Here is a 26,243-nt window from a genome sequence, read left to right as displayed (position 1 = left end):
CGCGGCGGACTTCAACGGGTCAGAGGCTGACAACGCGGATCGTCAGCTCTCGTCGACCTTTGTCGCACCGGCGGCCGTGAGGAGCCAACGAAGGGCGCCGGTCGGCGACGGGTCACCCTCAGTTTCGACATAGACCAGGAGTTGACGCGGATCGGCTGCTTCTGCGCCCAACCAATACCAGGTCCGATTCTCCGGTTCGAGCCACCACAGCCAGTCCGAGAGCGACCACTGCGACGTTTCGTCCGCGGACGCCTGGTCGTCCGACGACAGGCTTTGCCACCAGATCAGGTCCGCCTGCTCCTGCTCCGGCGTTTTCTCCGGTGCGCAGGCCAGCACGAACCACGCAGGCATCTCACTGCGCCACGTCGCAAGGTCGGGCCATTCCCCTCCCTGGTGCTGAAGGACCGTCACCATGACTTCACGGCATCGGTCCAGCAGGATCGCGCTGTCTGCGGACTCAGCAGACAACCGTATGCCCGCCTCCATTCTTTCCGCAGGACCATTCCCCCGCAGCCGCTGCAACTCCTCATCATGGTTCAACAAATGATCCTTCCACTACCGGGCTGTATCTGCTCGAGCAACTCTGGAAAGTGACAGCTTCGCAGACCGAACTGGTCGCCGGCCTTCGACCGGTCAACAGACAGCGGGGCTCTTGGGTTGGCCTTCGCGGCACGCTCACGAACAGCGGCTCGGCGAAGCGAGTCGACATACGAGCGAGGAACCTCGAAGGACTTCATTTGGCTGTCGCTGTACCCCTGACTGTGGCGTCGCTGGTAATAGCTCAGTGCACGCTCCTTGTCGCCGAAGTTCAGGAACAGCATTCCCGGGCCCTGAATTGACACATCTCCGGTGTCTCCGATCAGCAGCCTTCGGTTGCCAGATCCCTCGATGCGGTACACCGTCACCATCTCCGGTCCGGCGCGCTCTACCAACCCAGCTGCTGGGATCCGGCTCGCAACCACTCCGACAGCAATCTGGGCCGCCAGTTGTGAGCAGTTGCCCTTCAGGACGCAGGCCTCGGAGTCGAGGATCCCCGCGGTGCCGGCGGAGATTACTCCGGTGGCGGAGGAGATCTCGAGGAAGATGGGGATGGCGGGGGCGCAGGCGCGGGCGATGGTGCAGATGACGGCGCCGGCCAGGGCGGCGGTGGAGATGTAGCCGGAGATCTGGGAGACGTCGGTGAGGGTGCCTTCTACGTCGTCCAGGCCCTGGAGGTCGGTGGTTTTGAGGGGGTTGCCGGTTGTGTAGGCGTACGGGTTGGCCGAGCCGGCCTGGTCTGTGGTGAGGAAGGTGCCCGTGGTGGGGTTGTACTCGCGTTGGCCTAGGAGGTAGTTGCCCGTAGGGAGCTTGAGACCGCCGATGTAGCCGAGGGTCGGTCGGCCGGATGGCTTGCCGGAGGCGGGTGGAGCTGTGGGACCGGCTCGGGTTTGGCCGTAGGGCTCGTAGTCGTGCTGGGTCGGTTTGCTGGTGGCGGTGGTGGTGAGGAGCGAGCCGTTCGGTGCAGTGGTAAGCGGCGTCCGAGTTGCCCCGGCTTGTTCGGCGAGGAGGCTGCTGCCGTAGAGATAGCGGGTTGGTTTGCCGTCGGTTGTCGTGTTGAGGATCTGTGGTGAGAGCGGGTCCCACAGATAGCGGGTCATCTGGCGGCCGCTGCTGGAGGTGGCTCGACGGCCGTCGCCGGAGTGGGTGTACGTCGTGGTGCCGTCGGAGGTGAGGTTGCCGTCCTTGTCGTACGTGTAGGAACGGGCGGACGGTGGAGCGAGTGGGTAGTTGGCGGGTGCGGTGATCGAGGCCTGGAGTTCGTTGGTGGCGCCGTACAGGGACCACGTGCTCCCTGACGGGCGCTGTTCCCAGGTGCGGTTGCCGCTTCCGTCGTACCCGTAGCGGATGGAGTTGGCGGCTGTCAGGCGGTTAAGCGGGTCGTATTCGTACGACGCCTTACCCGCTACGGAGTCGTTCGAGCTGGCGATGTTGTCGGCAGCGTCGTACGCCGAACTGATGGTGCGGACAGGACGGGCGTTCTGCGTGACGGACAGGGTGGTCGTTCGGCCGCGGAGGTCCACCTCCTCGGTCTTGACCAGCCCGCCTGGCTGAGTCGTGGTGATCGTTCCATGGGCGAGGTCGTAGCGATACGTCGCGAGCGTCTTCCCATCGGCGGCGGCGGATAGAAGGCGGTCGACGGCGTCCCAGGCGTACGACTCCGTGTGCCCGGCGGCGGTCCGTCCAGCGAGGTTCCCGACAGCGTCCCACTGATAGGTCACCGCCCCGCCGGGGCCGGCCGACGACGACAGATGGTCGAAGTTGTCGTACCCGAAGCGGGTAATGCCGGTCCCGTCGGTCATCGACGTGCGGCGGCCCACGACGTCCCAGGTGAAGCTGACCGCAGGCGCCTTGTCGGAGTACGCGATCCGGAGCGGCGCACCACGGGCATCCAGCGTGAAGGACGCGGTCTTGCCGGAGGGCAGCGTCGTACGGATCAGGCGTCCGGCCCTGTCGTAGGTGAATCGCCAGGTCCGATCGCCGTACGTGGCCTCGGTGGTGCGGCCGGCGCCGTCGTAGATGAAGGTCTGCGCGCGGCCGCCGGCGTCGACCATCTTCGTGACCCTCCCCGAGGCGTCGTAGGTCGTCGTGGCCTCGGGCAACGACGGTCTGGTGACGCCAACCACCGCGCCCGACCCGTCGTAACGGAGCTTCGTGATGCCCCCACGGGCGTCGACCAGTGTCGACACCCGGCCTTGCGCGTCGTAGGTCTGACTTGTCGAGACGCCGAGCGCGCCGTGCTGTTCGAGCGGCTGGTCGTCGTCGTTGTAGGAGACCGTACTGATCGCACCGCGCGGAGACGTCACCTTGACCGGTCGTCCCCACCCGTCGTACTCGACTCGCGCCACCTGGTGCGCAGGATCCACGACACGCACCAGGTCGCCGTCGACAGAGTAGGCGTACTGCGTGGTGCGCCCGAGCGGATCACGGGACGCGGTCGCCAGCCCGCGCGGATCGTAGGTGACCGACGAGCTACGGCCGCCGTACGACGTCCCGGTCGGGTTGCCGCGGGCGTCATAGCTGTACGTCGTGCGCCGCCCGAGCGGATCCACTGCCGTAGTGACGTCGTTCCGCGGGTTGTAGGTCCGCCGGGTGACGGCGCCGGCCGCGTCCGTCGACGCCACCACACGACCGAGCGCGTCGTACTCGTGCCGCGCACCGTGCCCGAGGTTGTCGAAGACGCGGATCAGGTTGCCGTCGGCGTCGTAGTGGAACGTCGCGGTGGCGCCGGTCGGATCGGTCTGGCGGATCAACCAGTTCCGCTCATACTCGTTGAGCCACTTGCCGCCGGTCGGATCCGTCATCGTGGACGTGCCGCGGATGCCGTCGGTCTCCCAGGTCCAGGTGGAGCGGCCGCCGTCCCCGTCGGTCTGCGCCACGACCCGCCCGTCGGCGTCGTACTCCGTCACGAACGCGGTCGCGTCCCCCACGCGCGCGGACGTGAGCCGCCGGTCCGCGTACTCGTACCGCGTCCGAATGCCGCCCGGTGAGACCACAGACTCCAGCAGGCCGTCGGCATACTCGTACCGCACGGTTCGCGGCGCGACACCTGGCCCCGACAGCCGCACCGACGTGAGCTGCCCCTGAGCGTTGTAGTCGTAGGTCAGCGAGCGTCGCCCGTTCGCGACCGTCTGGATCCGCCCGGCGGCGTGCGAGATCGTCACGCCTTGACCGTTGCGGTCACGGATCGACTGCAGGTCGCCGGCCGCGGAAAACTGCATCCGCGTCTGATCGACGCTCGTCAGGAGGTACGTCGACCCCGACCGCGCCAGCGTGAACCGCCCAGGCCCGGCCTCCACCGCGAACGCGGGGCCCTTCCGGGTGAAGCAGATCTCGCGCCCGTCCGACGCCAGGTACCGCGCGCCGGTCGCAGACAAGACCAGCCGGTCCGAGTACGACGATCGCCATCCGACGCCGAGCGCACCGGCGACGGTGTCGTTCGAGTTGTATGTCCGGGTGAACGTCAGCGGCAGTCCGACGGCCGTCACGGAGGCATCGGTCTCGACGGCGGCCAACGCGCCGGTCAGCGAGTTGACCGGATCGGACTGCATCGCGAACGGCCCGAAGAACGCACGTGCCTGCTTGTCCGGGAGCACGAACGCGGGCGCCCCGGCGTAGATCATCACGTTGGCTGCGGCCGAGCCCTTGCCGTTCGTCAGCGAGACGGTCAGCAGGTTCGGCGAGGCGATGAACTTGCAGTCGAGCGGGACGTAGACGGACCAGCTCAATGACTGGCTGCGGGCAGGCTGAGGTTTGGGGGCGTTGGTGCAGGGCCAGTGGTCGACCTGCCAGGCGCGCGAGTCGGTCATGCGCAGGTTGCACAGGTCGATCGGGGTGTTGACGGTGTGCGCCTGGAAGTCCAGGGTGAGGCCGGTGCCGGCGTGGGCCATGCCGCCGTCGAGGGCGAGCTGGTCGCCGCTGCTCAGCAGTTGGCCTTCGGCGGAGACGGCGAGGTCGGGGTGCAGGCAGTAGTAGGCGTCCGGCGGGGTGGCCTGGGCGGGTGAGGCGAGGGACGCGAGCAGGAGGACGGGCAGGACGATGGCCAGGAGCCGGCGCACGGTTTGCCTCCTCTCAGTCGTGGGGTTGTGACAGAGAGTTTATGGTGGACGGCACCGCGGCGGCGGGGATGATTACAGGTTGTGGATAACGGGCAGTGACCCTGGCGTGCGGGTCCCCCGGGAGTCGCTACGATCTGCGGAAACAGTGTGAGGAAACGTTCGAATGATGGTCCGCCCGCTGGCGGGTCTGCCACCAAGAGTGTGAGGGTGTGGCTCATGAACATCGGTACCCGGAAGATCGTCGTCGACGAGGCGATCGCGCAGTTGCGGCTGTACGCCGAGACGAACGGCGCCGTGCTGCAGTACTACGACGGGCTGCCGGGGATGACCACCGTCGGCGGCTCCGACCCGAACCGGATCACGTTCGAGGACCTGGCCCGGACGATGGTGATCGGGTCGGATCTGCGGGCGATGGACATCCCGTGGCTGCTTGAGGTCGAGACCGAGAAGGAGCTGGCGGCGATCCCGGTGGACGCGCGGCTCGAGGACGCGGCGCCGGGGAGTGAGCTGTTCGAGGCGGCGATGGCGCTGGACGACAAGTTCACCGGGCACCGCGGGTTCGGGCACGCGAAGAAGTCGAAGCTGCTGCACCTGAAGCGGCCGTACCTGTATCCGGTCACGGACAGCTTCATCCGGATGACCTACGGTACGTCGGCGGCCGGCTCGGCGTTCCTGTCCGCAGTGCGAGACGATCTGGTCAACCCGGCGAACGTCCGCGACTTCAAGCTGCTGCAGGTCCGGCTGATCGCGGAGCCGGCCACGAGTGCCGCCCGGCTGCTCGGCGAGGTGCCGACGCTCCGTCTGCTCGACATCCTCGCCTCCTTGCTGGGTGAAGCGAAGTAACTAGAGCACCCCAAGCCGCGCGAGCGGCTCGACCAGCTCACGCTCCTCGTAGGACAGGTGCGAGAGCAATGTGTCGTCGAGCAGATCCATGGCCGCGCGCAGACCGTCGATGCTGCCGGAACCGTCGACGAGCGCGACCAACGCCTTGTCGACACCCTCCAGTACGTCGTGGATGATCTTGTGCTCCTCCTGCAACCGGTCCACGACCGGCGCGAGCGCGGGGTCGGCACGCCGAAGGTGCGGGAACAGCGACGCGTCCTCCAACGAGTGATGCGTCGTGACCAGCCGGCAGTACGACTCGCAGTACGTCCCCAGGGTCCAGTTGTTCTGCCGCATGGTCATCGTGTTGATGTGTGACCGCGCCGCACCGACCCCCAGCGTCCCGGCAGCGACCTGCTCGACCAGATCACGCACCTGCTCCAGCTCGGCCCGCAGATGATCGTGTACGTCGATCAGGTGCTGCCCTGACTGCAGCTGGTACGGCGTATACGTCCGTGACGGGTCCACCGCCGGCCCGGTCGGCCGCTCCGACTCGTCCAGCACCTGTACTGCGCTACGCCGTACGGCAGGCGGCGGCGTCGGCACCACCTCGAAACCAGCAGCCGGTGCCGCAACAAGAGCCGCTCCCGACCGAGCCGCCTCCACAGCCTCGCGTACGCCGATCGAGACCTCAGCGAAGCGCCTGATGTCGTCAGGGTTGTCAGAGGCAAGGATGTACGTGCTGATGCCCTCCCCCAGCGTCAGCTCGGTCAGCTGGTCGATCCACAGCTCTTCCGGCCCTTGCAGGAACCCACCGCGCCCGTTGAACTGCCCAGCGATGTTGTAGAGCCGCCGAACCGCCCCAGGCTCCCGGCCGGCTTCTACAGCCGCGTCATCGATCACCTTGTTCATAGCCGCGAGCTCATCAGGCCCGGCGTACCCGCTGCTCGGCAGCCAGCCGTCCGCGAGCCGCCCGGTCAGGGCCAGCATCCGGGGCTTGTAAGCCCCCAGCCAGATAGACACGTCGTGCGCGGGCGCCGGGCCGCGCTTGGCGCCGGCCACGGTGTAGTGCTTGCCCTCGAGCCGGATTCCACCGCCTCCGGGCGTCCAGACCTCGCGCATGATCGCGATGGCCTCCTCCAGAGCGGTAATGCTCTGCCCTGTGGTCAGCCGCGGCCCGGCGTTAGCCGCAACGGCCTCCAGGAACCCGCCGGCACCGAGCCCTAGCTCCACACGGCCACCCGTAATGAGATCGAGCGTCGCGACGCTGCGCGCCAGGACGACCGGGTGCCGCAGCGGGAGGTTGGCGACGTTCGTGGTCACCTTGATGCGCTCGGTCTGCGCGGCGACGACGGACAGCAGCGTCCACGCGTCCATCAGCCGCGGCTGGTACGGGTGGTCCTGGAAGCTGACCAGGTCCAGCCCGACCTGCTCGGTCAGCTGCGCCAGCGCGATCACCCGGTCCGGGGCGTCGATCGCGGGGGTCAGGAACGTGCCGAAGACCAGCTCATGCCCATAATCCATGCGGTAAAACTACTTCGCTAGGCGAATAATCTCAACTACAGAACATCTACTGCCGGACGAGCAGCGCGAACGCCTCGGCCGGACTCAGCTCCGCACCACGCGCGTACGCCGCCTCATAGTCCAGCGCGGACCGCGCGGCGGCGATCGCACGGTCGAGGTCCTCCGTCTCGGTGGCGGCCACCAGGTAGTTCTCGGACGCGCGAGTCGCCGCCGTACACCCCAGCAGGACGGCCGCGAGCGACTTGTCCGGATGACACCCGGCGATCCCCTCCAGCGCCCAGCACATGCCCCGGAGCGAGTCGAACTCCTCTGACACCCCAAAGGCCTCCACATGCAGCTCCAGCGCATCCTGCAAGCGCCCCTGCAGCTCCCTGACGAACCCGAGCTCGTCCAACACGAGCGCCAGGTAAAGAACCGCCTCCTGCTGCCGGCGGGCGGCGTCGATCAGCGCCTGCAACCGCTCCGACGCCTCATCGAGCGCCCCGGTACGACGGGCCGCAAAGGCCAGCACGATCTCCGCCAACGCCTGCGTCGCACGCTGCCCTTGCTCCGTAGCCAGCCGTACTGCGCGCTCTCCGTACGAACGGGCCGCGTCCCAGCGCCCCTGCCGGATCGAGGTCCACCCGAGCATGCCCAGCTCGTTCGCCAGCTCCGGCCACAGCCCGATCTCCTCGGCAGCAGCCACGCCCTCCAGGTGCAGCCGCTCCGCTTCGTCGAAGTCGCCGACGAGCTCCGCATGCGCCCCGAACCAGCTCGTCGCCTGCAGTACGCCCCAGGAGTCCCCGAGCGACCTGAAGATCTCGATGCTCCGGCAAGCGTCGTCGTACAGCGCCGGAAGGTCAGCTCGTACGTGTGCATGCTTCGCCCGTGCCGCCAGTACCGCACCGATGCCCCACTGGTCCCCGTCTGCTTCAAAACGCTTCAGTGCGCTCTCCAGCAAGGCCTGACAGGCAGCCAGCTCTCCCGCGTCGCTAGCGGCGTAGCCGATCCACCACTGCCCCATGGCGTCAGCTGCGTCGATCCAACGGTCCCGCTCCGCCGCAGCCTCAGGGCGGCCCAACAGGTACAAGTAGCCGGCCCGCCAGATCCCAGCACGCGCTGACCCCGATACGGCTTCCAACGAACGCAGGGCCTCCAAATGGCGCCCCCGCAGGAACCAGTACCACGCCAGCGCGTCCACAAGCCGCTCAGCCAGGTCCAACTGGCCCGTAGTCACCGCACGGTCCAGCGCGGTCCTGAAGTTGGCCGAGTCGTCGTCCAACAGCTGCAGCCACCGATTCTGCTCAGCCCCGAACAGCTGCGCTGCCTCAGCCAGCGACACGTAGTACTCCAAGTGCCGCTGCCGCACAGCCTCCAGCTCACCCGACACCTGCAGCTTGTCGACGCAGTACGCCGCCACGGACTCCAGCAACCGGAAGCGCGTCCCCTCAACCGGTACGACGAGCGAACGGTCCACCAGCCGCACCAGCACATCCAGTACGTCGTCCTCGCCGCAAACAGCCGCCGCCGCTTCCGCCGTACAGCCGTCGGCGTGTACTGCGAGTCGCTGCAGCACCGACTGCTCCGCCGGGTCCAGCAGCTCCCAGCTCCAGTCGATCATCGCGTGCAACGTCTGCTGCCGCGGTGCCGCACCGCGATGCCCTGTCGCCAGCAACCGGAAACGGTCGTCCAACCGCGAGACCAGCCCCCGTACGCCGAGCGCTCGTACGCGCGTAGCCGCCAGCTCCAACGCCAACGGGATCCCGTCCAGCCGCCGACACAGCACGGCGACGTCAGCAACGGTCTCCTCGGTCAGAGCAAACCCACGGGACGCCGCCGCAGCACGGGCAACGAACAACTGCACCGCACTGCACTCCCCCACCAGCTCCGGACCGGAATCGACTCCCGGGATCTCCAGCGGCGGAACACTCCAAACGACCTCACCGGCAAGCCCTAGCGGCTCACGGCTCGTCGCCAGCACCTGCAGCCCAGGAGCAGCCGCCAGCAGCCGGTCGACCAGTACCGCGACCTCCTCGACCACCTGCTCGCAGTTGTCCAGCACGAGCAACCGCGACCCCATCACCGCCGCCAAACGATCAACGATGGCCTCTCCGGTGTCCCGAAGATCCAACGCGGCCTGCACCGCATCAGTAAGCGCATTGCTGACCGACAGCGCATCCGGTGTCACAGCAGCCAGCTCCACCAGCACAACACCGTCAGCAAACCGCTCAGCAACCGCAGCAGCCGCGGCCAGCGCCAGCCGGGTCTTACCGACACCGCCAGGCCCAGTCAGCGTCAGCAACCGAGCCGTTCCAAGAGCACTCCCAAGATCCGCCAGAGCCTCATCCCGGCCGATCAGCTCCGACACCTGCGCAGGGAGATTGTTCCGCGCGTGCGGCAGTTCCTGCGTCAGGATCGACTGCTGCAGCGCAACCAGCGCCGGACTCGGATCCAGCCCGAGTTCCTCGAGCAACAACGCCCGTACCTCGTCAAAACTCTCCAGGGCCTCGCTCTGCCGACCAGCGCGGTACAAGGCGCGCATATGCGCGGCCCGAAGGCCCTCGCGCAACGGGTGCTCCCGGACGAGGCCTGTCAGGTCAGCCACGGACAGATCCGCCCGCTCGCAAGCACTCAGGCGCTCGTCGGTCAGCTTGGTCACGGCCGTCTCGACAAAGCCCTCGTCAGCGAAGTCGGCGTACGCCGGTCCCCGCCAAAGCCCCAGCGCCTCGTCCACAGCACCCGCGTCCAGCAGCTCACGGAAGCGCAGGGCGTCACACGTGGAGCTCTCCAGCACCAACGAGTACCCGGCCGGCCCGGACTGCACCAAAGCGCGGCTCCCAGGCTCGGCATCCTCGAAAGCCCGCCGCAGCTGCGACACCTTCGCCGACAAGGTCCCAGACGGGTTGCCCGGGAGGTCAGAGCCCCACAGGTGGTCGATCAGTCGATCAGCCGGCACCGGCCGCCCCTCGTGCACCAGCAGATCGGCCAGCAGCGCGCGCACCTTCAGCCCCTGGATGGCCACAGGTGTCCCCGCGTCTGTCCAGGCTGTTACCGGTCCCAGCACCCCAAAGCGCACGACAGGAACCCTAACCGGAAAGAAACCGTAAACGCCTTCCGGCAGAGTCTGGGTCAGACGGAAGGAGGACGGCAGATGCGACTCGCAGTGATCATCGGCAGTACCCGCCGTGGCCGGTTCGGCCCGACGGTGGCGCACTGGCTGGCTCAGCAGGCCGCCAAGCAGTTCGACGTCGATCTTGTCGACCTGGTGACGGCAAACCTGCCGGACACGCTGCCTGACACCGACGACGCAACACCGCAAGAGGTCCTGCAGCTCGGCAGCAGGCTAGCAACAGCCGATGCGTTCGCCGTGGTCACTCCGGAGATCAACAGCAGCTTCCCAGCACCGCTGAAGACAGCTCTGGACTGGTACTACGAGGAATGGCACGCCAAGCCGGTAGCGATTGTCAGCTACGGCCGTGAGTACGGCGGCTGCCAAGCGACCGCACAGCTGCGGCAGATCTTCACCGAGCTGCATGCCGTCACCATCCGCAACACCGTTGCCCTGCCCTGCTACTGGGAGCAGTTCACCGCAGACGGCGGCTGGCCGAAGCCGTCCGCCGGCTACGAGGCAACAGCCAAGCTCATGCTCGACCAGCTCGTCTGGTGGGCCGAAGTACTACGCGACGCCCGCAACCGGCGTCCGTACCAACCGTGAGAGGAAAGACCCATGAGGAAGCTGATCGAATCCACGTTCGTCACGCTGAACGGCGTCATCGACAACCCGCAGAACTGGAGCGGCCCGTACTGGGACGACGAGTACATGGGCTACAACCAGAGCCTGATGGAGGGTGTCGAGGCGCAGGTGCTCGGCCGAGTGACCTACGAGGGCTTCGCGGACGCCTGGCTGTCCCGGGCCGGCGACCCGTTCGCCGACATCTTCAACGCGATGCCGAAGTACGTCGCGAGCCGGACCGTGACCGAGTGGAAGTGGAACGCGCAGCCGCTCGAGGGCGACGTGGCCGACGCGGTACGCAAGCTCAAGGAGTCCGACGGCGGTGACCTGATCAAGTACGGCACCGGGTCGTTCTCGAAGACCCTGCTGGAGAACAAGCTCGTCGACGAGTACCACTTCTGGGTGATGCCGGTGGTTGCCGACGGCACCAACATGCTGTTCGGCACCGGCATCGACCCGACGCACCTCGAGCTGCTCGGGACCACGACGTTCAAGTCCGGCATCGTGGTCCACAAGCTCGGCCCCAAGAAATAGTCCCAAGAAGTAGCCCGAAGGCCCGTAGGAGGTGCGGTTCCGGCCGCACCCCCTACGGCGCGATGTTCTGGTTCAGGTGGAACACGTTGTCCGGGTCGTACCTGCGCTTCACCTCCGCCAGCCGGTCGTAGTTCTGCCGGTAGTTGTCCCGGATCCGGCCCTGGTCGTCGCCGGCCATGAAGTTCACGTACCCGCCGGCCTCGGAGTGCGGCGCGATGTCGTCGTAGTACGAGCGCACCCAGTCGATCGAGGCCTCGTTCTGCGCCGGGTCCGGCCACATCCCGGCGATCACGGTCGCGAAGTTCGCGTCCCGGTAGGCGAACGCGGTCGCGTCTCCGGTCACCCGGTGGCAGGCGCCGTTGATCGGGTAGATGTGCACGGTCGAGTTCACCGCCGGCAGCCCCGGTCCGTGCCGCAGGTGCGCCTGGATCGCCTCGTCGGTCAGTTCGGTGACGAAGTTCGCCTTCCAGTAGTGCTGCAGCCCAGGCGGTACCAGCGCGTCGAACGCACTGTTCAACGCCGGATACGGCATCGGGCCGACATGCTCGGCCATCACCGGAGCGAACTCACGGAACTTCGAGATCTGCGCCTCGCCCTGGTCGAGGTCGCCCGCCCAGCAACCGACGATCGCCACGAACGGCTCGCCGTGCCGGTTCTCCGGGATGAACGGCAGCGGCGGCGCGATCTGGAACGCCGGGAACCCGCCGAGCTGCTCGGGCGCGTCCATGATCAGGTCCCGGTACCCGGCGAGTACGGCCGCCGCGTCGGACAGCTCGAAGAACATCGGGCCGCCGTAGATTGTTGACAATGGTGCGAGCCGGAACTCCAGCGCGGTCACCACGCCGAAGTTTCCGCCACCGCCGCGCAGCGCCCAGAACAGGTCCTCGTTCTCCTTCTCGCTGACGATCAGGAACCGCCCGTCCGCGGTCACCACGTCCGCCGACACCAGGTTGTCGCAGGACAGCCCGAGCCCGCGCGCCAGGTACCCGATCCCGCCGCCGAGCGTCAGTCCGCCGACGCCGGTCGTGGAGATGATCCCGCCCGTGGTCGCCAGCCCGAACGCATGTGTCGCCGCGTTGAAGTCGCCCCAGGTCGCGCCGCCGCCGGCCCGCGCCGTCCGGTTCACCGGGTCGACCCGGACGTTCCGCATCGGGCTCAGGTCGATGACCAGCCCGTCGTCGACGGTGCCGAACCCCGGCACGCTGTGCCCGCCGCCGCGGACCGCGATCTCGAGGTCGTTCGTCCGCGCGTAGTCGATCGCCGCCATCACGTCACCGGCGTTCGCGCACCGGACGATCACCTGCGGCCGCTTGTCGATCATCCAGTTGTTGACCCGGCGCGCCGCGTCGTATTCCTCGTCCCCCACCGTCAGGACCTGCCCCCGCGTGTTCTCCCGCAGGTTCTCGATCATGCGTTTGCTCCCCTGTGCACGTTGTCTGTCGCAGATCGGCGTACGCGCCACCGCGTACGCCGCGCAGACCGGCATTGCCGTCGAGCACAGGACGAACCCCAGAAAGCGTCTGGACCCCCGACGGGCGGCCGGTCCTCCCCCAGACCCGCCCGTTCTTTCCGAATCTCCCAAGCCGGGACGGTTTCGTCAATCCCTTTCCGGCAAGGTGCTGAGCAGCCGGCCCTGGGCCTGTTCGAGGTGGTACGCCAGGTGATCGGCCGCGGCCTCCGGGTCGCCGGCCTGGATCGCGGTCAGGATCGCGGCGTGTTCCTTCGCGACGGTGGTCGGCTTGGCCTTGCGGTGCGCCTGGTACTGCCCCATCGTCAACTGGACCTCGCCGATGATCAGCTCGTGCATCCGGGCCAGCCGCCGGCTGCCGACCGCGGCGACCAGCGCGGTGTGGAACGCGATGTCCGCGTCGACCTGGTTCTCGAACATCCGGTCCCGGGCCGCGTACTCGATCGCGACCTGCGCCCGGGCCGCGTCCGGCGGCACCTCGCCGGTCGCGGCCAGCGCGGACACCGCCGCCTTCTCGATCGTGATCCGGCTGAAGAACAGGTCCCGGATCTCGGCCTGGTCGAGCACCGGGACCACCGCGGTCTTGTGGGCGGTACGCCGCAGCAGCCCGAGCGCGGTGAGCCGCTCGAGCGCTGCCTTGGCGGTCGGCCGGGCGACGTTGTACTCGGTGGCGAGCCGCACCTCGGTGAGCTTCTCGCCCTGCGGGATCTCGCCGTTCACGATCCGCTTCCGGATCGACTCGTAGAGCGCATCCGTCAGCGAGGACGGCCCCAGCTCCAGGCGCGCTTCGGTACTCACAGGGACCCCCTCAACCGTCGAGAACTGTCAGGCAAGTGTACTGGCCTAGTAACCGGCGGCTTTGTCGACCACGTTCCGCAGCGGTTCGCCGCGCACGAACCGGCCGATGTTGTCCGCGACGATCTCCACCGACCGGCGCTGCGTCCCGTCGCTGGTGGCGCCGTTGTGCGGCGTCACGACGACGTTCGGGAGCGACCAGAACGGGCTGTCCGGCGGCAGCGGCTCGACGCCGTGCGCATCCAGGCCGGCACCCGCGATCTGCCCGGTCCGGAGCGCCTCGAGCAGCGCGTCGTCGTCCGCGATCCCGCCGCGGGAGATGCAGACGAAGTACGCCGAAGGCTTCATCCGCGCGAACGCGTCCCGGTCGAACACCCCGGCCGTCGCGGGCGTCCGCGGCGTCGTGACCACGACGAAGTCCGACTCCGCGAGCAGCTGGTCGAGGTCGCACAGTACGTCGACGTTCGGCGACGGTTCGTCCCGCCGGCGGCGGACGCCGAGGACCCGCATGTGGAACGCCTTCGCCTTCAACGCGAGGTCGAGGCCGGAGTTGCCGAGCCCGTAGATCCCGACCGTACGGCCGGCCAGCTCGCCGTGCCGGTAGTGGTCCCAGCGGTGCTCGGCCTGCGCCCGCATCCACCGCGATACGTCGCGGTTGAGCATCATCATCAGCAACAGTGCGTGCTCGGCGAGCGAGATCCCGCCGTTGCCCGCGCTCGACGTCAGCACGACCGGCGACGCGAGCATCTCCGGCGTCAGGTCCGCGTCGACACCGGCCGACGGACTGTGCACCCACCGCAACCGCGGCGCCTTCGCGAGCACGTCCGGCGGCACGTGCCCGACGATCGCCTCGACGTTCCCGAGGTCCGCGAGCGTGTCGACGAACCGGATCGGGACCGCGCCGGCCGCGTCGACGTACGCCGGGTTCTCCTTGCCTACGACAACGATCATTTCAGCCCCGTGGTGGCGATGCCGCGGATCAGGTACTTCTGGGCCACGGCGAAGAAGATCAGGATCGGGATCAGGGACAGCAACGACATCGCGAACAGCATGCCCACTCCGCTCTGGGTCTCGGAATCGACCATCGAGTTCAGCGCCACCGGTACGGTGAACACCTGCGTCCTGGTCAGGTAGATCAACGGTACGAAAAAGTCGTTCCACGTCCAGATGAACGTGAAGATCGTCGTGGTCACCAGGGCCGGCCGCATCAGCGGCAGGACGACGTACCAGAAGGTCAGGAACGGCCCGGCGCCGTCGATCCAGGCGGCCCGGTCGAGTTCGCGCGGCAGCGTCCGGATGAACTGGACCATCAGGAAGACGAAGAACGCGTCAGTGGCCAGGAACTTCGGGATCAGCAGCGGCCAGTACGTGTTCACCAGCCCGAGCTGCGAGAAGAAGATGTACTGCGGGATCACCAGCACGTGGAACGGCAGCATCACCGACGCGAGCGTGATCGCGAAGTACACCTTCCGCATCCGGAACTGCAGCCGGGCCAGCGCGTACGCCGTCAGCGAGCAGGAGAACAGGTTGCCCGCGATCGACCCGAGCGTGACGACCAGCGAGTTCAGGAAGAACGCGGAGAACGGGCGGTTCAGCGCACCCCAGCCTTCCTTGAAGTTCTCGAAGGTGACCTGGTGCGGAATGATCCCCGGCTCGGTGAGGATGTCCGAGGGTGGCTTGAACGCGCTCACGACCATCCAGATCAGCGGATAGATCATGAACGCGACGAACACCAGCAGGCCGGCGTGTTTCAGGATCTTTGGCATCAGCTGTCTCCGTAGAAGACCCAGTACTTCGAGACCAGGAAATGCAGCGCGGTGACGACCGCGATGGCGGCCATCAGCACCCACGCCAGCGCCGACGCGTAGCCCATGTCGAACGCGACGAATCCCTGCTGGTACACGTACAGCGTGTAGAACAGCGTCGAGTTCGCCGGACCGCCGGTGCCGCCGCTGATGATGTGCGCCTGGGTGAACGTCTGGAACGCGCCGATCGTCTGCAGGATCAAGTTGAAGAAGATGATCGGCGTCAGCAGCGGCACCGTCAGGTGCGTGAACTGCCGCCAGACGCCGGCGCCGTCGACCCGGGCGGCCTCGTACAGCTCGTCCGGGATCTGCCGCAACCCGGCGAGGAAGATCACCATCGGCGAGCCGAACGTCCACACGTTCAGGATGATCAGCGTCGCGAGCGCGGTCTTCGGGTTCTGCAGCCAGCTCTCGCCGTGGATCCCGACCAGCCGCAGACCCTTGTTGATCAGCCCGTCGTCGCCGAAGATCTCCCGCCAGAGGATCGCGATCGCCACCGACGAGCCGAGCAGCGACGGCAGGTAGAACGCGCTGCGGTAGAAGGCCAGGCCGCTGAGCCCGCGGTCCAGGATCAGCGCGAGCAGCAACGCGAACGCGAGCTGCAACGGCACCGACACCAGCACGTAGATCAGCGTCACCTTGACCGACGCCCAGAACTGGTCGTCGTGGACCATCCGCTGGAAGTTCTCCAGCCCGGTCCACTCCGGCGGGTTGAGGATGTCGTACTTCGTGAACGCCAGGTACAGCGAGGCGAGCAGCGGGACCGCGGTGATCAGCACGAGCCCCAACTGCCAGGGGATCAGGAAGACGTGCGCGGCCCTCCCCTGGCGGTTGAGGTGGAACGTCGGCCGTGACGTCATGCGGCCCGCTTGATGCCGGCGCCGATCGCGTCGTACAGCTTCCGCGCGCCGTCCGGTACGGCGGTCTTGCCGAGCGCGACCTCCTCGCAGATCCGGGACATCGTGGTGCGCCAGGTACTCGATCCGGGCGGCGCCTCGTACCGCGGTTTCCGCTCGGCCTTCCGCTCCTCCGCGACCACGGCGAGCATCTCCTTCTCGTCCGGGCTCGCGAACGCGGCGGACTGCTCGGCGACCTTCGGGTTGATCGGCGCGCCCATCGTCAGCCGGACGGTCTTCAGCATGTCGGCGTTGTTCACCGAGAAGTCCAGCACCTTGCCGGCCGCCTCCAGGTTGCCGTCGTCGATGCGCTGGTAGATCGCCATCCGCGGGAAGTACAGGTACTTGTGGCCGGCCGGCGCGTCCGCGGCCACCGGTGCCGGGCGCAACCGGAACTTCTCCTTCGGGAACATCTTCGCGTCGTCGATGATGTGGTTGGAGTTCCCGAACATCACCAGCGTCTTCTTCCCGACCTGTGCCCAGTCCGGGCCCATCCCCTCCTGCTCGCTGAGCGACAGCGCCCCGCCGGCCTTGCGCAGCTTCTCCCACCAGTCGATCCAGCTGCCCAGTCCGTCCACCGTGAATCCGATCTGCCCGTCCTCGGTCCACAACTGCTCGCCCCGCTGCCGCAACCAGGCCTCGAAGGTCAGGTCGTGGTCGGGCACATACGGCACGCCCTTGCGCTTGCCGGGATTGTTCTTGCTGTAGGCAACCAGCAGCTCGGCCAGGCTGTCCCAGCTCCAGCCCGGTCCGGGCTCCGGGATGGTGACTCCGTCGGCCTTGGCAACGGTTTCGTTGTACCGGATCACCGGGGTGGTGATTGCGAACGGCAACGTGTTCAGCTGGCCACCGAGCTTGAAGCTCTCGATCTCGTCCTTGCTGTAGTCGTCCCACTTGAGCGTCGACAGGCCGTCCAGGTTCCGGTACAGCTTGCTCTTCGCGTACGTCATCACCTGCGGGGACGCGATCCAGAACACGTCCGGTACGTCGCGGGCCGCGATCTGCGTGGTCATCCGTTCCTGGAACGCGGTGTAGTCGGCGAACTCCGGCTCGATCGTGATCGACGGATTCGCCGCCGTGAACTGCTTCAGCGCCTTCGTGTAGTTCTGCTGGCGGATGTTGTTGCCCCACCACGCGTACCGCAACGTGACTTTGCCGCCGCCGGACGGCCCGCCGGTGCCGCCGCAGCCCACCAGTCCCGCGGCGGCACCGGCCGTCAGGGCGGCCTTGAGAAACTCTCGTCGATCCATCTCGCTCTCCTCACGCGCAAACGAGCACTTCGAACAGCCCGATCTCCGGTATCTGCACCCACCCGTCGTCGACGGGCAGCCGCTCCCCCGCGTTGAGTGCCTGGACTTCCTGTACGCCGTCGGGCACCCGCAGCCGCGCGGGCCCGATCGGCAGCGGCGGGGCGAACCGCTGGTCGGTGTCCCCCGACCTGTTCAGCAGATGCACGACGTACCCGGCCGCCGAGCCCCCCACGACGACCTCCACCTGCTCGGGCAGCTCGGTGTCGACATGTCCGTCGACCTGATCCGCGAACAGGTCCCGGTGGACGGCTGACCCGACCTCGCGATACGTCTGCCCGATCGTCCACGGGAACAGCACTTTGTTGCCTTGTCGCACCAGTCCCGGGTGCTGCAGCAACTCGTGCCCGTGGCACTTCTCCGGCGGCCCGTACGGCGCCCGCGAGTACGCCCGCAGCTCGCCGACCGCGTCGACGACATGGAACGCGCCGATCACCGGCACGCCGCCTTCGAGATGCAGCCCGCGGGTCGTTGCCTCGGTCTCGTAACTGGCCAGCGGCTCCAGCTCTGTACGCCCCGTCGCCACCACCACGCCGTCGTACTCCCCGAGTTCCACCGGCCCGAGGTCGGGCAGGACGACCGTCCGGTACCGCGTCAGGTCGACCGCATCCAGCCGCTCCACCGGCAGTACGTCGAAGGGCACATGTCGTTGGAGCAGCGCGAGGTACAGCCCCTCGAATTCCTTGCGCGACTCACCACGCACCAGCAACGTCTCGGCCGCCGGTACGAGGTCCCGGTAGACATCGGCGTGATCGCGATGGAACCGCGTCAACTCACCCGCCACCTCCAGGCAGGCATACCGTGTCGTCCCCATGACATACGTCGACGGGTTCGCGCCGCGAGCAATTGCCTGCAGCAAGTACTGCGCGAAGTGCTGCGGGTCCTCGCTCGCCATCCGGTACGGCATGTCGATGAAGCCGACCGCATTCGTCAGCACCGGAACGTCCGGCCGGTACGTCTTCGCGGCGCTCACGCTTTCACTCGTCCGGTGATGCCACAACGGCCTTCCCACCGCGTTGTTCGCCTCGTGGAACACGATGTCCGCCCGGTCTCCGAGCACCAGGGCCGCCCGTCCCGCGAGATGCTCACGGATCCGCCCGGTCAGGTCGTCCAGTACGTCCTTCGTGAACGCCCGCCAGCTCGCGTCCGCCTCGTCCGGCAGCGTCCCGTCGTACCGCCGCACACAATTCACGCAGTGGCAGACGCCGTGGTGGACCCGGCTGTAGTCGACCTCGTTGAACGACATCCAGTTGCAGAAGAACCCGTCCAGCCGATACCGGCCGAGCACCTCGTCCAGTACGTCGAACAGCCGCGCCTGGTAGTACTCGCCGCTCGGGCAGACGCTGGTCAGCCCGCTGTAGACCTGCCGCTCGCCGGTCGGCCCGACGAAGCACCAGTCCGGGTGTGCCTCGGCGCGGCGGTGGTCGATCTTGGAGAAGTCCATCCGGCCGAGCACCCGGATGCCGCGCCGGTTCGCGGCCTCGACCGCGTCGCCGACCAGGTCGCCGGACGGCCGCTCGGACAGGTACGGGTTGCGGGTCTGGAAGTCCAGGTCCGTCGGGTAGTTCGACAGGATGCCGCCGACGCTGAGCAGCCAGGTGTCCGCGCCGAACTCCTCCAGGTCGTCGAGCACCGCCTCGACGTCCAGACCGGCGTCGATCTCGCGCAGGTTGGTCTGGAACATCCGGAACGGGTCCTGCCACCACTGCCTCATGAACGGTCCCGGCGCAGCGTCCGGTACAGCGCGGAGTGGTCCAGCTCGCCGTCCCCGTCGGCGACCGCCGCGTTCATCAACTGCTGGGTGGCCGCGGTGTTCGGCAGCGCCAGGTCGAGCTCGGCCGCGGCCTGGACGGCGAGGTTCAGGTCCTTCCGGTGCAGGCGCAGCCGGAAGCCGGGCTCGAACGTCTCCCGCACCATCCGGTCCCCGTGCACCTCGAGGATCCGCGAACTCGCGAACCCGCCCGTCAGCGCCTGCCGGACGACGGCCGGATCCGCGCCGGCCCGCTCCGCGAACAGCAGGCCCTCGGCCACCGCTTCGATGGTCAGCCCAACGATGATCTGGTTCGCGACCTTAGCCGTCTGCCCGGCACCCGCGCCGCCGATCAGCGTGACGTTCTTGCCGAGGACGTCGAACAGCGGCCGGGCCCGCTCGAACACCTCCGGCCGGCCGCCGACCATGATCGTCAGCGTGCCGTCCTTCGCGCCGACCTCACCGCCGGACACCGGCGCGTCCAGGTAGTCGCAGCCGAGCTTCTCGATCAGCTGGGCGAACCCGATCGTCGCGGTCGGCGAGATCGAGCTCATGTCGATCACCAGCGACCCGGGCCGCAGCCCTTCCGCGACCCCGTCCGGCGCGAACAGCACGGACTCGACGTCCGGCGTGTCCGGGACCATCAGGATCACCACGTCGGACCGCTCCGCGACGTCCTTCGCCGACCCGCACACCTGCGCGTCGACGTCGGTCCGGCCGCGGTACACCGACAGGTCGTGACCGCCGACAATCAGATTGTCGACCATCGGACGACCCATCACGCCGAGGCCGATGAACCCGACCCTCATGACCGGCTCCAATCCACGTGCACGACCTCGAGCAGTCCGGCGGCCGGGACCGGCACCTCGACCCGGCCGTCCACGACCTCCGCCTCGACGTCGGCACCGGCCACCAGGAGCCGCGCCCGCACCCGGTCCGTGGGTACGGCGATCGACACAGTCTGCGGCGGCAGCGGCAACGTCTCGCGGATCGGGCCGCGCATCGCCATCGGGTTCGTGAGGTTGACCAGGGCAACGGCTACAGCATGGTCTCCCCGATGAACGGCGACGTCGACGAGACCGGGACCCTCGACCGTCACGTCGGGGGTCTTGCCGAGCGCCCAGCCGACCGCGTTCGCGATCAGCCGGCCGTGGTCGGTCTGCAGCGCCTCCCAGAAGATCGCGCCGACGTTGAACGGGAAGTACACGGTCCGCCCGCCTGCTCCGTTCTCGGTGCAGACCGCGGCCGGCTTGTCCGGTGCCTCGCGCGGATACACCTCTTCCATCGGCAGGTCCGGGAAGTCCGGAATGAACCGCCACGGAACGGTCGCGTCCGACGCGACGCCGATGATGTGGGTGCCGCCAATGATCCGGGTCGTCCCGTCGTACCCGGCGTTCAGCGGGTGGTCGTCGGTGCGGGCCATGTAGTTGTTCTGCACGGGCCGGCTCGGCGCGGTGAGCGTGACGTTCAGGACGTTGCCAAGGCCGAAGTCGTCCCGCTGCGCACCGTTCTCGTCGTACAAGGAGGTCTGGTACGACGCCACCAGCGAGCCGCCGCCGTCGACGTACTCGGTGAGCACGGCGCAGTGTTCGTCGCTCAGCTGCTCGGCGTTCGCCAGGACGACGACCTTGAACTCACGCAGCCGTTCCAGCGTCATCAGCTGGTCGGAGACGAACTCGAACGGCACCCGCGCCTCGACCAGTGCCTGGTAGAAGCCGTCCTCGTGATCGTTGTCCCCGGCCCGTAGCTGACCGCTCCGGGTCGGGTCGAGCAACGCGACCTCGGCACTGATCCGCAGGTCCTTGAGCACCGGCTCGACGGTCGCGTGCAGGGTGAACGCCTCGACGATCGGCTCGACCCAGCGGCGGTCCGGCACGCTCGCGTTGAACTTCGTGAACCACGGCTGCGCCCCGTGCGCGAAACCGTCGACGATCCACGTCTTGGTCTCCTCGACCGGAGCGACCGAATCCTTCCAGCGGTACGGATGCTCGGGTCCGACCGACGTGATCAGCTGCACCGGGCGGTCCGGGAAGACCGCGCGGTTGCGTTTCCCGTTCCGCCCGGCCGACCACGGCGCCTCGATGCCGTGCCGGCCCTGCTTGTCGATGATGAACAGCGGGGCGACCGGTTCGGCCAGGTCCTGGGCGAGGTCGCGGGCGGCGAGCGCACCCATGTTCGGGATGAACCGTGCCTCCGGCCGCAGGTCGCGGACCGCCTGGTCCCAGATCCCGACGAGTTCGCCGAGCTGCCGGCGGCGCCAGGCGACGTACTCCGGCCAGCCCTCGCCGTGCTCCTCGAGTGGGAGCTCCAGCCCGGTCTCGTCGCGGAACGACTTCCGCGCGCCGTCGCTGTACGAGAGGCCGTAGTACCCCTCCCAGCGGTTCGCGAAGATCGAGTCCACGTCGTACTCACGGACGATCTCGCGGATCACCTCGGTGACGAACTCCCGGTGGTACGGCGTGAACGCGCAGGTCAGCCAGATGCCCGGGTAGGCCCAGTGCTCGATCGGGTTGCCGTCGCGGTCCCGGGCCAGCCACTCGGGATGGGCGGCGGCCGCGTCGGCGTGGACGGCGTGCGGGTCGACGCGCGCCATCACGCTCATGCCGAGGCTGCGGGCGCCCTCGACGAGCGTGCCGAACGGGTCGGTGCCGGCGAGGTACTTGCTGCGGTAGTGGTACTCGAGCTGCGTCGGGTAGTAGGCGACGTAGCCGCCCGCGCTGATGCAGGTCGCGTTGGATTTGCTGTCGCGCATCAGGCCCAGCCAGAAGTCCGCGTCGAAATGCGCGGGATCGTCCTCGGCGAGGGTGATCTGGGCCCAGCGGGTGGCGGTCGACGGCCAGTTGTGCATCGAACCTCCGGTGTCGGTGGGTGTCCGAAGATTGTTAGACAAGAATGCACGACTGGCAAGAGCTGGTGTTAGTCTTCCCGCCATGGAGTACCGCGGCCACGAGCTGAGTGCGAACGTGTCGATGCTTTTCACCGAGCTGCCGTATCCGGCGCGTTTCGCCGCCGCGGCCGAGGCCGGCTTCCGGGTCGTGGAGTCCTGGTGGCCGTTCGCCGACCCCGATCCGTCGGCACCGGAGGTCGACGACTTCGTCCGCACCGTCGCGGCCGCGGGTGTGTCTTTGGGAGCGCTGAACTTCTACGGCGGCGACATCCCCGGCGGTGAACGCGGGGTCGCGTCGCATCCCGATCGGCAGGCGCAGCTCACGGCCAACGTGCAGGTGATGGTCGGGATCGCCGAGCGGACCGGATGCCGGTTGTTCAACCTGCTCTACGGCCAACTGGACGATCGGTGGTCGCCGGCCGCGCAGGCCGCTGTCGCGGTCGACGCGATCGGCTCGGCCGCCGCCGCGGTCCAGGCCGTCGGCGGCACGGTCCTGATCGAGCCGCTGACCGAAGGGCTGAACGGCCGGTATCCTCTGCGCACCGCGGACGACGTCGTCGGATTGTTGACAGGCCCATTGCAGAATGTCGACAACCTGTCGCTGCTGTTCGACACCTTCCACCTCGGCAGCAACGGCGTCGACCTGCTCGCCACAGCCGCGTCCGTACCGGTCGCGCACGTGCAGCTCGCCGACAGCCCGGGGCGGGGCGAGCCCGGCTCGGGATCACTGCCGATCGACGCGACGCTGGACGCGTTGAAGACGGCCGGCTATCAGGGCGTCGCGGCCTGCGAGTACAAGCCGACGACGGACACCCTCAGCAGTTTGGGCTGGATCGCCTGACGCGATGTCAATTCCGCAGACCCGGCTCCGACCAGGTGGCACAAGCAGCCATCACCCGGAGGACACCATGCGGAAGATCATGTACTACGTGCACCAGTCACTCGACGGCTTCATCGCCGGGCCGAACGGCGAGTTCGACTGGGCCGAGCTCGGGCCGGAGCTCGGCGCGTACTCGATGGCGCTGACCGAGCGGGCCGACCTGTTCCTGTACGGACGGAACGTCTGGGAGCTGATGTCGGCGTACTGGCCGAACGCCGAGGCGATGAGCCCGGACCAGCACGCGATCGAGTTCGCGCCGGTCTGGCGCCGTACGCCGAAGGTCGTATTGTCGACAACCCTGAAATCCGCCGACTGGAACACCCGGATCGTCCGCGCCGCCGACGAGCTCGCCGCGATCAAGGAAGCGCCCGGCAAGGACATCCTGCTGACCGGGAGCGCGAGTGTCGCGTCGGCACTGACGGAGCTGGGGCTGCTCGACGAGTACCACGTCGTCGTACACCCGGTGATCCTCGGCGGCGGCAAGCCCGTCTACCAGCCCGGCGGACGCCGTACGCTCCACCTGGCCGAGACGCGCTCGTTCGACGGTCGGACCGTACTACTTCGTCACGACCTGGCATGAGCTGCCGCGGCCGCCAGCGCGTCCGCGACGGCGGCTACCGCAGGAGTTCGGGTCCGACGGGTCAGCAGATAGACCGCTCGACCGACCTCGCCTTCGGCCGGGAGTCGTACGACGACACCCGGCGCCCCGCTGTCGACAGCCAACTCGGTGAGCAGCGCCCCGGCGCCCGTCGTACGGACGAGCTCCAGCAGGATGCGGAAATCGTCGGAGCTGTAGCGGATGTCCGGCTCGAAGCCGCCCAGTTCACGGCAGACGCGGACGTGCATCTCGCGATGACCGGTGCCCGGCTGACACGCTGCCCACGGGAGTTCGCCCAGCTGCTTGAGCGGGATCCGCCGCTTGGCGGCCAGCGGATGATCCTCCGGCAGGACGACGCTGATGTGCTCGCGGAGCAGGTGCTCGCGATGCAGGTCCGCGTGAACGGCGCGCGGCTGACCGTCGTACTCGTCGCCGACCATCACGTCCAGCTGGTGCATCCGCAACGCCGGCGCGGCCTGCTCGACCTCCAGCTCGGCGGCCAGCACCCGGATGTCGGGATGGGTCGTCGCCACACGGCGGATCGCCGGCGCGACGACCCGGATGAACGCGGACTGGAACGCCCCGATCCGCACCACCCCGGCGACCCGCCCGGCCGCGACCGCAGCCAGCTCGGCCTCGGCCGCTTCGACGCCTTCGAGGAGCGCGGCCGCATGCCGTACCAGTACCTCGCCGGCCGCGGTCAGTCGTACGTTGCGGCCGACCCGTTCGAGCAACGGCGTACCGGCTTCGCGCTCCAGAACGGCCAGCTGCTGGGAGATCGCGCTCGGCGAATACCCGAGCGCGCGGGCCGCGCCGTGCACGGTGCCACGGCCGTGGACCTCGCGGAGCAGCCGGAGCCGGTGCAGGTCGATCATTCGTTCAGCTTAACTTCACAATGCTGTCCGTGAAGCCGTGATGGACGTGAACGGTTCACTGGTCCGACCATCGATGGCGTGGGACGCCTCTTCTGCCTTTTCTCCGCCGCCGCCTTCGGCGTGATGGCCGTGTTCGGCAAGCTCGCGTACGACGCGGGCGTGACCGTCGACGCGCTGCTCCTGGTCCGGTTCGGGCTGGCCGCCGTACTGCTGCTCGGCATTGCCCTCGCTCGCGGCGCGCTCCGCAACCTGCCGCGCCGGGTCGTCGTCACCGGCCTCGCGATGGGCGCCTTCGGATACGCCGCCCAGTCGACGTTCTACTTCTCCGCCCTGGCCCGGATCGACGCGTCGCTGGTCGCGCTGATCCTCTACCTGTACCCGGTGCTCGTGATGGGTACGGCGATCGCGCTCCGCCGCGAACCCGCATCCCGCCGCCGGGTCGTCGCACTGGTGATCGCACTGCTCGGGATCGGGCTGGTGCTCAGCGGGGCGCTGTCCGGGCGCTTCGACTGGTCAGGTGCGCTGCTCGCACTCGGCGCGCCGATCGTCTACACCGGGTACATCCTGGTCGGCGACTCGGTCGACGTACCGCCGCTCGCGCTGGCGTCGCTGGTGTGCACCGGGGCCTTCGGAACCTTTGTTCTACTGGGGTTTCTGCGCGGCGGGGTGGACTTCGGGTTCGCGCCCGACGGGTGGTTGTGGCTGGCCGCGGTCGCGGTGATCAGCACGGTCGCGGCGATCCTGCTGTTCTTCGCCGGGATGGCGCGGGTCGGCGCGTCGGTGGCGTCGATCCTGTCGATCTTCGAGCCGGTCGTGACGGTGGTCGCGGCAGCCGCGGTCTTCGGCGAGAAGCTCACGGCCGCGCAGTGGTTCGGCGGCGCGTTGGTGCTGTCGGCGGTGCTGGTCGTGCAGTGGCCTTCGCGTTCACGGCTTGCGCGCGCTGACCGCGTACATCGTGAGCGACATGTGGAAGGCGCCGCGCTCAGCCGCGTCTCGTAAGGTGCCGGCGAAGACGGCGGCCTCGTCGTCGGTGATCACGCCGGCCCGGGCCGCGGTCGTGTGCATCATGCCGACGAAGCCGGTGCTGGCACCCGCCTGCGGTTCGATCCAGGTCGCGGCCGTCTCGCCGGTGATCTCCAGCCCGGCATCGACGAGCAGCCCACGGAGCCGGCGGCCCGAGTACGGGTTGGCGGTCTCGTTGCGGAAGTAGTCGACCATGCGCCGCAGTACGTCGGGATCGGCCGGGTCGATGATCGCCGTACCCCAGTCCGTGTCGATCAACACCGCCCGCCCACCCGGCCGAAGCACCCGAGCCATCTCCCGCACCGCGACCGCCGGCTCGTCCACATGCTGCAGCACCCGCTCACACCGCACCACATCCACCGAAGCATCCCCAAACGGCAAACTCTCCGCCCGCCCCTCAACAAACTCCACTCCCTCGTCCACTTCTGCGCGACGGGCTGCTTCTGCGCGGAGGCCGGGGCTCGGCTCGACGCCGATCGCCCGCGCCCCGCACGCCGCGAACGCGAGTACGTCCTCCCCCGTCCCGGACCCGACGTCCACCGCGGTCTTCCCCGCCGCCGGCGCGAGCTGCCCCAACGCCCACGCCTTCAACTCCCGCACCGCCGGCCGCGCGGCCATCTGATCCAGCACGAACGCCTGCCGCTCGACGTTCTGATCCGCCACGTGCGCAGCCCGAAAGCTCCCACGCTCACTCACGAACCCAGACCCACTCATCCCATCCCCCTTCACCACCGCCGAGCGTAACCCCGCCCAAGCCCACCCCCCCCCCAGC

General features: G+C 68.2%; 21 protein-coding genes. 6 read left to right on the top strand and 15 right to left on the bottom strand.

Annotated features, from left to right (window positions below):
- Positions 1-42: 42 nt before the first annotated feature.
- Both ACXJJ3_RS37360 and ACXJJ3_RS37355 read right to left on the bottom strand, forming a co-directional pair.
- Positions 43-540 carry a hypothetical protein gene (locus ACXJJ3_RS37360; RefSeq protein ID WP_458166652.1) on the bottom strand — a complete coding sequence of 166 codons (498 nt, stop codon included), beginning with the start codon at positions 538-540 and terminating at the stop codon, positions 43-45.
- Complete coding sequence (locus ACXJJ3_RS37355) at positions 537-4,595, bottom strand: DUF6531 domain-containing protein (RefSeq protein WP_458166651.1); 4,059 nt, start codon at positions 4,593-4,595, stop codon at positions 537-539. The genes ACXJJ3_RS37360 and ACXJJ3_RS37355 overlap by 4 nt, the downstream gene beginning before the upstream one ends.
- Positions 4,596-4,811: 216 nt before the next feature.
- Between ACXJJ3_RS37355 and ACXJJ3_RS37350 the strand changes: the two genes are divergently transcribed.
- Entirely contained in the window at positions 4,812-5,438 is a 627-nt protein-coding gene (locus ACXJJ3_RS37350) for a DUF6308 family protein (protein WP_458166650.1), read from the top strand.
- Here ACXJJ3_RS37350 and ACXJJ3_RS37345 read toward each other — a convergent pair whose 3' ends face one another.
- Together ACXJJ3_RS37345 and ACXJJ3_RS37340 are read right to left on the bottom strand one after the other, a co-directional pair.
- Positions 5,439-6,941 carry an LLM class flavin-dependent oxidoreductase gene (locus tag ACXJJ3_RS37345; protein ID WP_458166649.1) on the bottom strand — a complete coding sequence of 501 codons (1,503 nt, stop codon included), beginning with the start codon at positions 6,939-6,941 and terminating at the stop codon, positions 5,439-5,441.
- Between the two features lie 46 nt (positions 6,942-6,987).
- Positions 6,988-9,942, bottom strand: a complete 2,955-nt coding sequence (locus ACXJJ3_RS37340) for a BTAD domain-containing putative transcriptional regulator (protein ID WP_458166648.1) — start codon at positions 9,940-9,942, stop codon at positions 6,988-6,990.
- 129 nt (positions 9,943-10,071) lie between these two features.
- Between ACXJJ3_RS37340 and ACXJJ3_RS37335 the strand changes: the two genes are divergently transcribed.
- Positions 10,072-10,635, top strand: a complete 564-nt coding sequence (locus tag ACXJJ3_RS37335; RefSeq protein WP_458166647.1) for an NADPH-dependent FMN reductase — start codon at positions 10,072-10,074, stop codon at positions 10,633-10,635.
- Positions 10,636-10,647: 12 nt separating this feature from the next.
- Positions 10,648-11,187: a dihydrofolate reductase family protein gene (locus ACXJJ3_RS37330; protein WP_458166646.1), complete on the top strand. Its 540-nt coding sequence runs from the start codon at positions 10,648-10,650 to the stop codon at positions 11,185-11,187.
- Positions 11,188-11,239: 52 nt separating this feature from the next.
- Here the strand turns inward: ACXJJ3_RS37330 and ACXJJ3_RS37325 are convergent, their stop codons facing one another.
- From ACXJJ3_RS37325 to ACXJJ3_RS37285, 9 genes are all read right to left on the bottom strand, one after another.
- Entirely contained in the window at positions 11,240-12,598 is a 1,359-nt protein-coding gene (locus tag ACXJJ3_RS37325) for an FAD-binding oxidoreductase (protein WP_458166645.1), read from the bottom strand.
- A 186-nt stretch (positions 12,599-12,784) separates the two neighbouring features.
- Positions 12,785-13,453: a GntR family transcriptional regulator gene (locus ACXJJ3_RS37320; protein WP_458166644.1), complete on the bottom strand. Its 669-nt coding sequence runs from the start codon at positions 13,451-13,453 to the stop codon at positions 12,785-12,787.
- Positions 13,454-13,498: 45 nt separating this feature from the next.
- The gene (locus tag ACXJJ3_RS37315; protein ID WP_458166642.1) at positions 13,499-14,401 is read right to left on the bottom strand and encodes a D-2-hydroxyacid dehydrogenase; all 903 of its coding nucleotides are present in this window, start codon (positions 14,399-14,401) and stop codon (positions 13,499-13,501) included.
- Complete coding sequence (locus ACXJJ3_RS37310) at positions 14,398-15,216, bottom strand: carbohydrate ABC transporter permease (protein WP_458166641.1); 819 nt, start codon at positions 15,214-15,216, stop codon at positions 14,398-14,400. The genes ACXJJ3_RS37315 and ACXJJ3_RS37310 overlap by 4 nt, the downstream gene beginning before the upstream one ends.
- Positions 15,216-16,115: a carbohydrate ABC transporter permease gene (locus ACXJJ3_RS37305; protein ID WP_458166640.1), complete on the bottom strand. Its 900-nt coding sequence runs from the start codon at positions 16,113-16,115 to the stop codon at positions 15,216-15,218. The genes ACXJJ3_RS37310 and ACXJJ3_RS37305 overlap by 1 nt, the downstream gene beginning before the upstream one ends.
- Positions 16,112-17,401, bottom strand: a complete 1,290-nt coding sequence (locus ACXJJ3_RS37300; RefSeq protein WP_458166639.1) for an ABC transporter substrate-binding protein — start codon at positions 17,399-17,401, stop codon at positions 16,112-16,114. The genes ACXJJ3_RS37305 and ACXJJ3_RS37300 overlap by 4 nt, the downstream gene beginning before the upstream one ends.
- Positions 17,402-17,411: 10 nt before the next feature.
- Entirely contained in the window at positions 17,412-19,172 is a 1,761-nt protein-coding gene (locus ACXJJ3_RS37295; RefSeq protein WP_458166638.1) for an alpha-amylase family protein, read from the bottom strand.
- Entirely contained in the window at positions 19,169-20,017 is an 849-nt protein-coding gene (locus tag ACXJJ3_RS37290) for a 2-hydroxy-3-oxopropionate reductase (protein ID WP_458166637.1), read from the bottom strand. The genes ACXJJ3_RS37295 and ACXJJ3_RS37290 overlap by 4 nt, the downstream gene beginning before the upstream one ends.
- Positions 20,014-22,056, bottom strand: a complete 2,043-nt coding sequence (locus ACXJJ3_RS37285) for an alpha-amylase family protein (protein WP_458166636.1) — start codon at positions 22,054-22,056, stop codon at positions 20,014-20,016. Before ACXJJ3_RS37285 ends, ACXJJ3_RS37290 begins: the two co-directional genes overlap by 4 nt.
- A gap of 82 nt (positions 22,057-22,138) precedes the next feature.
- Between ACXJJ3_RS37285 and ACXJJ3_RS37280 the strand changes: the two genes are divergently transcribed.
- Positions 22,139-22,936, top strand: coding sequence for a TIM barrel protein (locus tag ACXJJ3_RS37280; RefSeq protein ID WP_458166635.1), 798 nt, complete (start codon positions 22,139-22,141; stop codon positions 22,934-22,936).
- 67 nt (positions 22,937-23,003) lie between these two features.
- Positions 23,004-23,555 carry a dihydrofolate reductase family protein gene (locus ACXJJ3_RS37275; protein ID WP_458166633.1) on the top strand — a complete coding sequence of 184 codons (552 nt, stop codon included), beginning with the start codon at positions 23,004-23,006 and terminating at the stop codon, positions 23,553-23,555.
- On the opposite strand, the gene ACXJJ3_RS37270 is transcribed toward ACXJJ3_RS37275, so the two are convergent.
- Positions 23,540-24,448 (bottom strand): LysR family transcriptional regulator, encoded by a 909-nt coding sequence (locus ACXJJ3_RS37270; RefSeq protein ID WP_458166632.1) that lies wholly within the window; start codon positions 24,446-24,448, stop codon positions 23,540-23,542. The two genes, ACXJJ3_RS37275 and ACXJJ3_RS37270, sit on opposite strands and share 16 nt — an antisense overlap.
- Before the next feature lie 78 nt (positions 24,449-24,526).
- Between ACXJJ3_RS37270 and ACXJJ3_RS37265 the strand changes: the two genes are divergently transcribed.
- Entirely contained in the window at positions 24,527-25,447 is a 921-nt protein-coding gene (locus tag ACXJJ3_RS37265) for a DMT family transporter (protein WP_458166631.1), read from the top strand.
- Here ACXJJ3_RS37265 and ACXJJ3_RS37260 read toward each other — a convergent pair.
- Positions 25,373-26,134: a methyltransferase domain-containing protein gene (locus ACXJJ3_RS37260; protein ID WP_458166630.1), complete on the bottom strand. Its 762-nt coding sequence runs from the start codon at positions 26,132-26,134 to the stop codon at positions 25,373-25,375. The two genes, ACXJJ3_RS37265 and ACXJJ3_RS37260, sit on opposite strands and share 75 nt — an antisense overlap.
- Between the last annotated feature and the right edge of the window lie 109 nt (positions 26,135-26,243).

It is taken from the genome of Kribbella sp. WER1 (assembly GCF_054189145.1).
The sequence above is the reverse complement of the archived record's forward strand: the minus strand, read 5'-3'. Positions and strand labels throughout refer to the sequence as shown.